This window comes from Cytophaga sp. (genome assembly GCF_051961495.1).
Taxonomy (GTDB): domain Bacteria; phylum Bacteroidota; class Bacteroidia; order Cytophagales; family Cytophagaceae; genus Cytophaga.
Genome location: NZ_JBQCDF010000226.1, coordinates 1 through 12,782 on the forward strand (window position 1 = coordinate 1; position 12,782 = coordinate 12,782).

Genomic DNA, 12,782 nt, shown 5'->3' on the forward strand with positions numbered 1-12,782 from the left:
AAACCTCAATAGTAACTTTTCAATAATTAATTAAATTTAAACAATTTATGCTAAAAAAATACTTCTAAAATATTACTTTATTTACATTTAAACATCAAAAAAACATATAGAAAATGACTTCTATTTGTAACAAAAAAAAATATTTAATTCATTGTATTTATGCAGTTTATGTACTTTCCCGGGTCATTATGATCTAGTATGAGAAAGACTATTTACAGTTTATAACAAGCAAATTCCACTAAAAAAGCATATAAATCATACGTACTTATACGTATGATTTAAATAATCCAAATTGACTCTCGGAAACTTTGAACCTAAATTTTCTTAATCTATAAACAATCCAATATACAGTATTTCAATGAATTATAAATGATTAAAAATAGCTAATTTTTAAGATATATAGCAGAAAGCAATAGTTCTGTTATGAAATACATATTAACATTTGAAAATTACACATCTGCCCCAATTTCCAAGGGCGCAGAGATTGAAAAGGTCTATGATGAAGGTGGTGAATTAAGGGATAAATCAGTTGATAAAGAAATTACTGAAGATGAGAAGGAAGAGTTAGAAAAGGATGAGGAAGAAACTGATAAAAAGAAAAAGGTAGCTTAACGGCTACCTTTTCTTTTACATCCAAACGGCTAAATACCTTTTACCAGGATTACTATTATCAATGAATTCTTTATAAATCCCAATAGTCATAAGTGCTATTTCTACTTTCTGAATACTTGTATCTTCTTTTAGAACATAAGAAAAGAATACATTCTTATTATGGAAGTCATTAATAATTTCAAAATTCAGAGTATTTAGAAAAGCTTTATCTTCTATTAATTCTTTGAAATTTTTATAGAGTATATTCCATATTTCATGAGCGATTGTTTCTTCTTTACTTATTTTTAAAATCATTATAGAGTCTTTATCTTTTTATATGTTTCTTTATCTGTATCAATATGTAATGGTTTCTTATATTGGTCATGAATAATAAAATACTTATCCATGAATTTCTTATCACCATCTGAATAATTGATTACAGAGGTAGTATAAGGCTTAACAACCTCTACTGCTTTCGTTGTATTACCTGAAGACCATAAGGCTAATGAATAGTATATCGTTATAGGTAAATACTGTGAGTTATGTAAATCGTTTTTGTATCTTAATACCAATTCACATAATTCAATGGCTTTTGTAGCATTCCCTTCTTCTAATTTTTGATTGATAGTAGTAGTTAGTTCTTTGGTATTTTTTAGAACATAAGTCTTAACCAATTTATTTACTTCATCAATATGAACTCCATTGGGGAAGTTCTTTTGATACTTGATGTAATTTGATATGCTATTATTAGCGAAATAATAGGCATCGTTATCACTTTTATTTTTGATAGCCTCTCTTGCTTGTTCCTTATATTCAGGTAAAGCATCAGGATATTTCTTTAAAAAATTACTTAACGGTATAGTATCACCATAGTAGGTTTTATATAGACCATCTTGGTATTTATTCATTGCAGATTGAAATTCATCACTTTGTAATTTTTCTTTCTTTAACCTAGCTGTTTCTATTAAAGCTTCTTGTTGTTTTTTCTCAATATCTGCTTTCGTTCCTATCCCTAAATACTCTCCATTATCATAGGTTGCAATGCAATTAGTGCATCCATCTATTGAAGCGAAAAACCATTCACCATCTTTATTACCATTGCTGTTAATCCATCCTTTTGATTTGAGTTTTCCATCCTCATATTCTTCAATATCCATTCCTCCATTTTTAGGAGTAGATATTTTACTTACTGTTCCATTAATTTCATATTCTTTGATAATGCCATTGGGAAATTTTACTGTAGAGGGTTTTCCTGAGGGGCAATACCATTGTATAACAGTTCCACCATTGAACGATTTAATGCCATTCTTTTCACAGTCTGCAAGCATCTTTTGACGGGCTTGGTTTGCCTCATTTTGTTGCCTTACACATTCAGGGTCATCTACTCCTTGGTCTTGCCAACTATGCCCTAAAGATGGCTTTTGAGGGCAGTATTTGCCACTTGACGGTTTAGTTGTTCCACGGCTATTTTGACCGCAGTATTGGCATTGGTATAAATGGATGCATTGAGCATTGATTTCAAAGATTGTTAAAAGGGTTAGCAGAGTTAAAAAGATTGCTTTTTTCATGGGTTTAAAGGTTTTATAAAGCAATATAGCACTCTTTTATTAAATACTCTTTTATTAGAGGGTATTTTAATAGAGATTAGTTTATTAAAGGGCATTGATTTCTTTTACCTGATGGAAAAGAAACCCACTAAAAAAGCTACAAAAGCTGTTAAAAAGGCTATAAAGAAGCCCATTGCAAAAAAAGCAATTGATAAGAAAACAGATAAGGATATACAGAAACTTGCGACCAGGATTAAAACTATTCGTAAAAAGCTGGGTTATACGAATGCCGATTTTTTCGCTTATGAAAATGAAATAACAAGAAGCCAGTATGCTCGTTATGAAACAGGTGAGAATATTAGATTTAGTAGCTTAATGATGCTTATAAAAGCTTTTGGGATGACACCACAAGAGTTTTTTAGTGAAGGATTTGAGTAGATAGTCCTATTTAATCTTTAGTGAGGTATTGAATTGTTTAGAAAAGAATATATATTTGTCCATTCAACATAGCTTTATTTTTGATGTTTAGAGAAACTTTACCAACTAATAAAACTTGCCCTCCTCTTACAGCAATTGAAAAGGATATTATTCTATTCAGAATATTTCAAGAAAATGTTATAAGTGAAGATGAATTTCGCCCACATACTAAATTATATCCGAATAATCCGCAATACAAAAAACAATGCGTTGCACATGCTGTTTCTCTATATAAGACCTATGACCAAGCATTAGCAAAATATAAAGAAATGCTCACTGAAAAAAATAAGAAAATGGGCAACTTTATTGCAGAGTTAGTAATAAAAAAACAACATGGTAAAATAGATATAACCGAAAAAACAGGGCATTGCAATTTGTGGATATATAGTGAAGCTGAACTTTTAAAAATAGAAACTAGAAGTATTGTAGCGATTGAAGAAGAATGATTTTTGATGATAAATACATATTGAACCAAAATTTTTTAGAACTAGAAGTTTTAGAGCTTTTAGATTTTACTGATTTGCCTATTCTTAACCTTGAAATAGATAATGCAGGAACAAAATTTTTAAGCTATTTAGATGTATTTATTACTGATGATATTGAACAACGACTTATTATAGCTATCAGTGATACAAGGCTTAATTCGTTTATGAATGGTGAAATAAATCTTCATGATATTTTTAATACAAGTGAAAATAGGGTTGTTTATGTAGCACAATACAATATTAATGATAACGAAACTGTAAAATCTTATTTAATACCGATTGATGATTTTATTCCTATTAATCCAATTAAAAAGTCTTATACTGTTGAATTTACACAAGAAATAGCTTCTACTAGTGAGCAGTTAGTTGCTCTTTATGCTACACAAAGAGCCAAAGTAATTTTAGAACTATATGTTCAAAGTGATAAATTAAAGACTAGTTTGAAACCTTGGGTTTTTGATAAATTTCTTAATCCAATTCAAAATATTATTGCTGATTTATTAGATATAAATTATAAAACACTTAATGAAAAAGTAGCCTATGCTAACCCTGCGGTATCTTCATTCAAAATAAGTGTTGAAATAAATGTTCAAAGCACGCTTTTAAACATATATGAAGATATTCCAGAATATAAAAAACTTCTAACTGTAATTGAACTTTTAAATTCTGAAAGTAAGCAAGACCTTGAAAAAATTTTTGAAGGCTTCAAAGATGATAAATTTATTAAATCCTATATTCAAATAGTAAAAACAATAATCGCAAATGATGCTAGTGTTCATGCTACATTAGCTAATCCTGCATCAAAAGAAACATCTACTGCTGATTTAAGTAAATCTAAAGCAGAAAAGATTAAAAAAGTTATTGATGAACAACTTCCTGAACGAACAGATATTGAAGAAACAGAAGGTGTTTTCTTAAAATTGGATTTTAATGTTAATCCTCCATCTTTTACAATTGAAAACAACGAGGAATACATTTTTAAAGGCAAAATAGATGCAGCTATAATTGAAACATTAAAGTCAGATAAAGTAAATTTTTCTACTGATAAATATTTATTTACTATTACTACAGTTTATAAACCCGAAACTACAGTTAGCGCAGAACAAATTCATCACTTCTTAACAAATTATAAACTCCTAACATAATTTGATTTAATTACTTGTTCCAATTACCACTAACACCCGCTACAAGTAGTCTATCAAATATATCTTCGTCTTCTAAATATCTTCTATTCAATTTATATACATACTCATTCAAATAATTTTGCAAATACTCTTTTCTAATACTGTGATGAACTCCCAATAATAATCTCTTGCAATTACTAATAAAAGTATGAACCCACGGTAATTTCTTATGCGCCTGTTTTTTGGGAATTACTTCTTTATTATGATTTTCTACAACATCTAATAAATCAGCATAGCCTTTCCACGCATCACTATCAATAGTAGATGTAGGCTCAACAGCATTGCGAACTTCATAGTTAATACTCTTTTTAGATGTATTATCTAACACTACCATTTTAACATGACCTACTTTTCTATCAGGTCTGAATTTATTTTTCTTGTTCTCTTTTTCTTCCGTTGTTAATGGTGTGCTCTCAACCATTACTAATACTGCACATTGTCTTTGACTACCTCTACCTCGTTTTAACTTCTGACCCTTCATATCCATATTAACAACCTCAAAGAACCCTTCATCCATTTCTATTCTTCCTTTAAGTTTATATTGCGCATCTCTTTTACCCATCATAACATCTATCTTCTTACGCATATCCAATATCGGTTCAAAATATTTATGACCTAATTGTTTTTGTAATTCCAATGTTGAAAAGGATTTCTTTGTAGTTGAAATTAAATGCATAGCAACAAACCAATAATGCATCGGTAGCTTTGATTGCTCCATAAAAGTTCCTGCTCTTAAACTCGTTCTTGAACCGCATTTAGCGCATTTCCACAAGCCTTGTTTTTCAAACCAATAATGCTTTGTTCCTTTACAACATTTACATGTAATGCCTTCACGCTCTCTTTTATTTTTTAGATAAAGTCTGCAAGATTGCTCATCGGGGAACTTCTTAATAAAATCCAATAATTTCATATATACTAATATTTTAATAGTCTGGATACCAATATGCTAACGCATAATAAGGAATTTTGTTTCCAGATTTAATGCAAATTATTAAAAATAAATAACCTGTGTATCAATGCGTTATGTATTGGTATCACAGGTTATATTATATCGGAAATGAAAGTTTAAAGAGAGACGAAAAAATTACTATATATTTAGATTCTTTTAAGTTCTTGGATTGTTGGGTTCAAAGTTTCCGAGAGTCAATTAATCCAATTGCCCAACAGACGTTTTTCAACCTCTTTAAAGAAATTTTGCTTCAGCTTTTTTCCTTCATTTCCATATAAATTCTCCTGAAACCACTATATAAAACCTGTCTAACAGCAGTTTATTTACTAATAAAATATTGTTTATTGTCGATATCCTTACATTAGAAGAATAATACAATTTATAGTATATATATTGATGATGTAGTTAAACAGATGTTTTACTAAATTATATGTTTTATGGGATATAATAACTTTAAAATCATGCTTGAATACGATAAAAAGATAGCAAATATTGAAAAGAAGGTTGAATATTTAGAGTCAATTTTAGATAATTTAAAAATTGAAAATTTATACGAAACTCAAAAAACATTAGCAGAGTACAAAAAAAATCCTGTTTATACAGAATCGAAAGATGAAGATTTTGACTCCATAACTTCCGATAAAACGAATATGTTTTTGAAAATCATCATTGAAAGTATGCCGTTTCCGGTATTTATCAAAGATGAAAAAAGCACTTACCAAATAATTAACTCACTGGAAGCCAAATTATTCGAAGTAGAGGAGGAGGAAATTATCGGTAAAGACGATTCTTATTTTATTAAAGATGAAGAAGAGCTTTCTTTGATAAAAGAAACAGATGAAAAGGTACTAACCACCAAACAGGCTCTGGAATTACCGGAACAAAACTTTTCGTTGCCAAACGGTTCTACTTATTCTTTTAAAACGCATAAAATTCCGTTTTTCAATCCAATAACTGGACAAACAAATATTCTGGGCTTTTCAATGGATGTTACAGATTCAATACAGCTTAATCATTTAAAAAAGATTGTTCTTTTCTGCAGCAATCCTCTCTTATAATACACGATGCGATTAAAGCACGGTTTAAAAAATTGCAGGAAAGGCAAAATTACTGCCTTTCCAATAAATAAAATCTGTCCTTTAATAAAAATCCCCACCCTGATGACTATCGGGATGGGGATTTTTATTATCTGTACAAAGAACAACTTTTAGATGTTAAAAGAAAGTAATCCTGTCTATCGCACAATTATTTAAAATTCTGTACCCACTTACGCGCATTCACAAATGCTTCTATCCAAGGTGTACATTCATCTTTCGCTTTATCTGCAGGGTAGTAACCACATTGCCACGGGAAAACAGAACGTTCCAGGTGTGGCATCATAGCTAAATGTCTACCATCATCGGAAACAATACCTGCAGCATTAGCCGGCGATCCGTTTGGATTAGCAGGATAAGAAGCGTGGCTGTATTGCAATGCAATGTTGTATTTCGTTACATCATACGGGAAGTAGAATTTACCTTCACCATGTGCCACCCAGATCCCTAACTTAGATCCTTCAATGGATTTCAACAATATTGATTTGTTTTCTTTCGCTACATCAACATTCAGATAAATCGATTCAAATTTACCAGAACTATTGTGGTGCATTTTAGGTTTCGCATCGTGGTTCTGATTGATCAAGCCAAGCTCAACCATTAGCTGACAGCCATTGCATACGCCTAATGAAAGGGTATCCGGTCTTGCGTAGAAATTATCCAGTGCTTTCTTCGCTTTTTCATTATACAGGAAAGCACCTGCCCAACCTTTGGCAGAGCCCAGTACATCACTGTTTGAGAAGCCTCCAACAAACACAATGAAGTTTACATCACTCAGATCTTCACGACCTGCAATCAAATCAGTCATGTGAACATCTTTCACATCAAAGCCGGCAAGCCACATAGCATAAGCCATTTCACGATCTCCGTTCACGCCTTTCTCACGAATGATTGCTGCTTTGATACCGCTCTTCGTAGTACGTGCAGCATCCAGTCCGTATGCACCAAGCTTACCGGTAAAGCCTGCAGGAAATGTAAATTTGATTTCGTGCTTTGTATAATTATCAAAACGTTCTTTTGCATATTCCGGTGTGCTCTGCATCTTATCCAGTAAATAAGAAGTCTTATACCAGATCGTTCTCAATGCAGCAATATCAAATGCAGTAGTCTTTCCATTCAATTGAATGTTTACTTTATCAATTGCTTCAACAGTACCAATGATGGCAGCACCAACGCCTTTATTCACCAGGATATCCTGTACCTTAACCGCATCTTTTACCTGCAGAATCAATGCAGGATTTTCTGCAAACAAACATTTAACAAGATCTGTTTCACCTAAAAAGTCAAGAGAAACATTCAAACCAATGCCATTTTCCGGGAAACACATTTCAAGCAGGGTAGTGATCAAACCACCGCTTGATACATCATGTCCGGCAAGAATCAGTTCATCCTGTAATAAATCCTGAATCGCATCAAACGTACGTTCGAAATGCTCTGTATCTAAAATATCAGGAGTTGTATTTCCAAGTTTATTTAAGATCTGTGCAAACGATGAACCGCCCAGTGTTAGCGGCATACAAGTAAGATCAATGTAGATCAGTCCGCTGCCGGCTTCTTTGGCCAGGTTCGGCGTAACACCTTTACGGATATCACTTACTTCACCGGATGCAGAAATGATTACTGTTCCCGGTGCGTATACCACTCCGTCTTTATATTTCTGTGTCATCGACAAAGAATCCTTTCCAGTAGGAATATTGATTCCCAAGTCACATGCGAAATCACTTACCGCTTCAACTGCTGCGTACAAACGTGCATCTTCACCTTTGTTTTTACAAGGCCACATCCAGTTTGCACTTAGTGACACGCCGCTCAAACCACCATCAATCGGCGCAAACACAATGTTTGCCAGTGCCTCAGCGATTGCGATTCTTGAACCAGCTTCTGCATTGATCAAGGCTACAGCAGGTGCATGACCAACAGCTGTAGCCACACCAGACTTACCACGATAATCCAGCGCCATGGCTCCGAAATTGCTCAAAGGTAGTTGTAATGAGCCAACATTTTGTTGTTGGGCGACTTTACCTGTTACCGAGCGGTCCACTTTATTTGTTAACCAGTCTTTGCATGCCACTGCTTCCAGCTGCAGTACTGCTTCCAGGTATTCGTTCAATTTTGATTGCTCGTATGAAATTTCCTGATAGGAAGTAACAGGAGTTTCATCGCGCAGAATGGTTTTCGGTGGATTACCGAACATATCTTCCAGCGGCCAGTCGATCGGTTTTGCCCCAGTCACAGATGACTCGAACGTAAACTGATGATCACCTGTAATATCACCAACAGCATACAACGGTGCGCGCTCACGTGCGGCAACACGTTCAAGCGTTGCTATATCTTTCTGATCAATCACAAGACCCATACGTTCCTGTGATTCGTTACCAACAATTTCTTTTGCAGAAAGGGTAGGGTCACCTACCGGTAATTTCGCCAGATCAATTTTACCGCCGGTGCTTTCCACCAGTTCCGACAAGCAGTTCAGGTGCCCGCCTGCACCGTGATCGTGGATGGAAACGATTGGATTATTGCCGCTTTCCATCATGGCACGAATAGCATTGTATACACGCTTCTGCATTTCAGGATTTGAACGCTGAATTGCATTTAATTCGATGGCGCTGTTCAACGCGCCTGTATCAAGCGAAGACACAGCACTACCACCCATACCAATGCGGTAGTTATCACCACCCATTACAACAATCTTATCACCTTTCTTCGGCAGATTTTTCTTCGCGTCTTTCAACACGCCATAACCAATACCGCCGGCCTGCATGATCACTTTATCGAAAGCAAAACGTTTTCCATTTTCTTCATGTTCGAAAGTAAACACAGAACCATTAATTACCGGCTGTCCGAATTTGTTACCAAAGTCAGAAGCTCCGTTTGAAGCCTTAATTAGAATATCCATTGGTGTCTGGTATAGCCAGTCACGTTCTTTCATACCATTTTTTTCCCACGGCCTGTCTTGTGTAAGACGGGAATATGCAGTCATGTATACAGCAGTACCTGCCAATGGCGCACTGCCGATACCGCCGGCAATACGGTCACGGATCTCTCCGCCGGAGCCGGTTGCAGCACCGTTGAAAGGTTCAACCGTAGTAGGGAAGTTGTGTGTTTCTGCTTTTAAAGATAAAACAGACTCAACATGCCTGCGTTCGAAATAATCAGGCTTGTCCTGTGTTGCCGGTGCAAACTGTTCCATCACCGGACCTTTCGTAAACGATACGTTGTCTTTGTATGCAGAAACGATTTTATTCGGATTTGTTTCTGATGTTTTCTTGATCAGTTTGAAAAGAGATGTTTCTTTTTCAACACCATCAATGATAAAACGGCCATTGAAAATTTTATGTCTGCAGTGCTCTGAATTCACCTGAGAGAAACCAAACACTTCTGAATCGGTAAGTTTGCGGTTGTGTTTTTTTGCAACTGAATCCAGATAATCAATTTCTTCCTGGCTTAAAGCCAGACCTTCTTCTTTGTTGAAAGCAGCAATATCATCAATGTATTTGATCGGTTCCGGCTGAATGTTGATGTTATAAAGGTCCTGTGTCAGGTTTTGGTATACAACTTCCAGCATTTTATCATGATGCGCTTCTGCGTTGGCAACAGAAGTAAATTCTTCGATCCGAAGAATTCCCTCAATACCCATGTTCTGGGTAATTTCAACGGCATTGGTTGCCCATGGAGTAAGCATCTCTTTGCGCGGCCCTTTAAAAAATCCTGAAAGGGAAGTATCTGAAAGAACTTCGCCATCAAGAAGCCAGTTTAATTTTTGTTTATCTTCTGCTGTTAATGATTTTTCAGTATGAATGGCATAGATGGTGCCGGTACTTTTTTTCGCGAAAACGATCATGGTGTTCAAATGTCAATTGAAGCTACAAAGATACGGTTTCGAGGTATGAAAAGCTAGATTGTGGGTTAGTTTAAGTACAGAGTACAGAGTATTAAGAACAGAGTATTTAATGTTTTATTTTCCGATCAAACGAATAATTTGAGTAAGAAGGTTTCTGATTTTTATACTGCAGCTTTTTATAAGGCTTTTTAGTACTCTGTACTCTGTACTAAGTACTTAGTATTAATCTTCTCTATCTACCAGCAGATATTCCAGGTAATAATCCCAGAATGTGCCTTCAGCAAGGGCTTCCGGATCGATATCCAGAAACTGTTTTTTCAGGTATTCCCAATCTGCATCTGCAAACACTAAATTCTCACTTTCTTCGGTAGAATATTTTTCAATGAATTTCTCATACAGATAAATACAGATAGCCAGTTTGTCCAATGAGCTGTTCATGAATACAGCATTGAAATCATTTTCTGTTTCAACATAACAGATGCGGTAACCGCCCATCGGGTCAATGCAAATGGGATCGCTGTTTCCGGTTTCGCCGATGATAAACCAATCAGACAGATCAGGCCTGTCTTCCAGGTCGTACAGATCATCCGGGGATACAAAAGCGGGGAAGGAGGTTATGTTGAATGTCAGATAAGGAGCAGCTTCTTTGGGTAAACCTACCATGGAAAGAAATTCCAGTATATCTACCGGCAGCGGAATGGCATGCACTGATTCCAGCTTGATTTTATCCAGTTCAATATCCTGTTCGTTCCAGTAGTCGATGTAGTCTTGAATATTCATGGAACAAAGGTAGGTGTTTTCTGAATACATTTCAGTGATTTAAATTCCAAATAACAAAAAACAAATTCCAAATAGAGAAAACATCAAGTTTTGTGAAAGACGAATATTCTACATCCGTTTGGAATTTGTCATTTGTATTTTGGGATTTTGTTGCAAAGAAAAAACCTCGTCCGACTTAAGCCGAACGAGGTTTTAAAATATTTCTCAACGAACAGTTAAAACACTTCCACAACCGTATACAAGCGGTCTAAGAACATGAATGTATCGCCTTTCTTTTTATCAACTAAAATCTGGAACAAAGGAGCAAGGGTAGATACAGCCTGGAAGCTCATGTCATCTACTTTGATTTCACCTAAACCTGTACTGATAAAATAGTTCTGGAAGTTTGTGAAAACAACCGATCCGAATTTTACTTTATCATGTTCAACAATATTGATTCTGTTCAACAAACCTAAGTTGTTAACGCCTTCATTTGCTTGTCTTGCATACATATCTCTTGTTGCATGCATAGATTCTCTGAATGAGTCTGACAGTTCTTCAGAAACTTTTTCAGCATTTGCGCTTGTTAGCGCTTCTTCCATGGCTTTTTTAGCAATGGATACTGCATTCTTCTGAATATCAATGCATCTGTTAAGCAATGCTTTTTTAAGCTTGATTTTTTCTTCAGAGGTCATGTTGATTGCCCCGATACGTTTAGGAGCAGGACCTTCCAATGTTAACTCTTCAGATACGTATTTTGCAGACGCTTTTTTAACAGCAGAAGTTTTAGGTGTTTTTACCGGTTTACGGAAAACAACTTCTTCCTCATCATCATCGTCATCATCATTTTTCTTCTTTTTTCTTCTTGGAGGCTGTGGTTTAGCCATAGCTCTTGCAGCCATATCAGCTGCAGTTTCCGAAGACATAACTGCTTTTTTAGGGTCTTTAGGTTCAGCTTTTGGAGCAGCTTTAACAGCAGCAGCCGGCTTAGTCTTGGCAGATTTGTCAACTTTAGCAGCAGGTGCAGGTTTAGCAGGAGCAGTTTTTTTAGCCGGAACAGCTTTAGGAGCAACCTTTACAGCAGCTTTTGCAGGAGCTTTTTTAGCCGGAACGGGCTTTCCTTTAGAAACCGCTTTGGCCGGAGCCGCTTTTTTAGCAACAGCTTTTTTGGCAGGTGCAGCAGGTTTAACGCTTTTCTTAGCAACGACCTTTTTAACAGCTGCTTTTTTGGCAGGAGCTGCCTTTTTAACAACCGGTTTTGAAGTTGCTTTCTTTTTGGAGGCAGTAGATGCGACCTTAACAGGTGCTTTTTTCTGTTTGTCAGTCTTTTTAACAGCACCTTTTGGGGCTGCTGCACCTTTTTTTGCACTACTTGCGCTCTTTTTCGCTACTTTTGCCATTTTTCAATGAAAAAATTTACTTGTTTGAATGACTAACCTTCCAAGGTTTTCGGATACTAATTTAAAAGGTTCATTGTCAATTACAAAACTTCCATCTAAATCAATATAGTCAGAATGGCCTGAAATCCACATCCCGGAGCGTATTCCCAGGGTTGTTTCAACCATGCAACCAACCATGGTTTTAAGACCTAACTCTTTAGATTTAAGCAATATACGAGCACCTTCCCGATAGCCGCCGGCCTTCATCAATTTCATATTTACACCGTGGAAAAGTTCTTTAATTTCTTTTAAATCCGGCGAAAAAGTTATCGACTCATCGGCTATAACCGGTACCGTACTATACTTTTTAAAGTACTTATACACATCCTTTTGTTCTGAGGGAAAGGGCTGTTCAATAAATTCCAACGGAAGAGATTTAAGATCTTCCATTTCCCGGATCAGAAGATCGGGAT

General features: G+C 35.4%; 12 protein-coding genes. 5 read left to right on the plus strand and 7 right to left on the minus strand.

From position 1 onward, the window contains the following. The first annotated feature begins 423 nt into the window (after positions 1-423). The gene (locus ACTHJT_RS12605) at positions 424-612 is read left to right on the plus strand and encodes a hypothetical protein (RefSeq protein ID WP_440238700.1); all 189 of its coding nucleotides are present in this window, start codon (positions 424-426) and stop codon (positions 610-612) included. Between the two features lie 15 nt (positions 613-627). On the opposite strand, the gene ACTHJT_RS12610 is transcribed toward ACTHJT_RS12605, so the two are convergent. After that, on the minus strand, positions 628-906 hold the full coding sequence (locus ACTHJT_RS12610) for a hypothetical protein (protein WP_440238702.1): 279 nt from the start codon (positions 904-906) through the stop codon (positions 628-630). Next, complete coding sequence (locus ACTHJT_RS12615; RefSeq protein ID WP_440238704.1) at positions 906-2,159, minus strand: hypothetical protein; 1,254 nt, start codon at positions 2,157-2,159, stop codon at positions 906-908. Before ACTHJT_RS12615 ends, ACTHJT_RS12610 begins: the two co-directional genes overlap by 1 nt. A gap of 111 nt (positions 2,160-2,270) precedes the next feature. Between ACTHJT_RS12615 and ACTHJT_RS12620 the strand changes: the two genes are divergently transcribed. From ACTHJT_RS12620 to ACTHJT_RS12630, 3 genes are all read left to right on the plus strand, one after another. Continuing rightward, the gene (locus ACTHJT_RS12620) at positions 2,271-2,576 is read left to right on the plus strand and encodes a helix-turn-helix domain-containing protein (RefSeq protein ID WP_440238706.1); all 306 of its coding nucleotides are present in this window, start codon (positions 2,271-2,273) and stop codon (positions 2,574-2,576) included. A gap of 83 nt (positions 2,577-2,659) precedes the next feature. Beyond that, entirely contained in the window at positions 2,660-3,061 is a 402-nt protein-coding gene (locus ACTHJT_RS12625) for a hypothetical protein (RefSeq protein ID WP_440238708.1), read from the plus strand. Then, positions 3,058-4,245 carry a hypothetical protein gene (locus ACTHJT_RS12630; RefSeq protein ID WP_440238710.1) on the plus strand — a complete coding sequence of 396 codons (1,188 nt, stop codon included), beginning with the start codon at positions 3,058-3,060 and terminating at the stop codon, positions 4,243-4,245. Before ACTHJT_RS12625 ends, ACTHJT_RS12630 begins: the two co-directional genes overlap by 4 nt. Before the next feature lie 10 nt (positions 4,246-4,255). Here the strand turns inward: ACTHJT_RS12630 and ACTHJT_RS12635 are convergent, their stop codons facing one another. Beyond that, positions 4,256-5,194, minus strand: a complete 939-nt coding sequence (locus tag ACTHJT_RS12635) for an IS1595 family transposase (protein WP_440238712.1) — start codon at positions 5,192-5,194, stop codon at positions 4,256-4,258. A 476-nt stretch (positions 5,195-5,670) separates the two neighbouring features. Here ACTHJT_RS12635 and ACTHJT_RS12640 point away from each other — a divergent pair, with 476 nt between their 5' ends. Beyond that, positions 5,671-6,291, plus strand: coding sequence for a PAS domain-containing protein (locus ACTHJT_RS12640; RefSeq protein ID WP_440238714.1), 621 nt, complete (start codon positions 5,671-5,673; stop codon positions 6,289-6,291). Between the two features lie 187 nt (positions 6,292-6,478). On the opposite strand, the gene purL is transcribed toward ACTHJT_RS12640, so the two are convergent. The 4 genes from purL to ACTHJT_RS12660 form a co-directional block, all read right to left on the minus strand. Then, positions 6,479-10,171 (minus strand): phosphoribosylformylglycinamidine synthase, encoded by a 3,693-nt coding sequence (gene purL, locus ACTHJT_RS12645; RefSeq protein WP_440238716.1) that lies wholly within the window; start codon positions 10,169-10,171, stop codon positions 6,479-6,481. Between the two features lie 222 nt (positions 10,172-10,393). Beyond that, complete coding sequence (locus ACTHJT_RS12650) at positions 10,394-10,951, minus strand: SUKH-4 family immunity protein (protein ID WP_440238718.1); 558 nt, start codon at positions 10,949-10,951, stop codon at positions 10,394-10,396. Positions 10,952-11,166: 215 nt separating this feature from the next. Next, a complete protein-coding gene (locus tag ACTHJT_RS12655; protein WP_440238720.1) occupies positions 11,167-12,330 on the minus strand; it encodes a hypothetical protein in 1,164 nt (387 codons plus the stop codon). Between the two features lie 3 nt (positions 12,331-12,333). Continuing rightward, a partial coding sequence (locus tag ACTHJT_RS12660; protein WP_440238722.1) for an enolase C-terminal domain-like protein occupies positions 12,334-12,782 on the minus strand: 449 nt, incomplete at its 5' end.

Bases quoted from the DNA above. Each gene is read 5' to 3' on its own strand.
- ACTHJT_RS12630 (WP_440238710.1), top strand. From the start codon at position 3,058: ATGATTTTTGATGATAAATACATATTGAACCAAAATTTTTTAGAACTA.
- ACTHJT_RS12650 (WP_440238718.1), bottom strand. From the start codon at position 10,951: ATGAATATTCAAGACTACATCGACTACTGGAACGAACAGGATATTGAA.
- ACTHJT_RS12640 (WP_440238714.1), top strand. From the start codon at position 5,671: ATGGGATATAATAACTTTAAAATCATGCTTGAATACGATAAAAAGATA.
- ACTHJT_RS12605 (WP_440238700.1), top strand. From the start codon at position 424: ATGAAATACATATTAACATTTGAAAATTACACATCTGCCCCAATTTCC.
- ACTHJT_RS12620 (WP_440238706.1), top strand. From the start codon at position 2,271: ATGGAAAAGAAACCCACTAAAAAAGCTACAAAAGCTGTTAAAAAGGCT.
- ACTHJT_RS12655 (WP_440238720.1), bottom strand. From the start codon at position 12,330: ATGGCAAAAGTAGCGAAAAAGAGCGCAAGTAGTGCAAAAAAAGGTGCA.
- purL (WP_440238716.1), bottom strand. From the start codon at position 10,171: ATGATCGTTTTCGCGAAAAAAAGTACCGGCACCATCTATGCCATTCAT.
- ACTHJT_RS12635 (WP_440238712.1), bottom strand. From the start codon at position 5,194: ATGAAATTATTGGATTTTATTAAGAAGTTCCCCGATGAGCAATCTTGC.
- ACTHJT_RS12615 (WP_440238704.1), bottom strand. From the start codon at position 2,159: ATGAAAAAAGCAATCTTTTTAACTCTGCTAACCCTTTTAACAATCTTT.
- ACTHJT_RS12610 (WP_440238702.1), bottom strand. From the start codon at position 906: ATGATTTTAAAAATAAGTAAAGAAGAAACAATCGCTCATGAAATATGG.
- ACTHJT_RS12625 (WP_440238708.1), top strand. From the start codon at position 2,660: ATGTTTAGAGAAACTTTACCAACTAATAAAACTTGCCCTCCTCTTACA.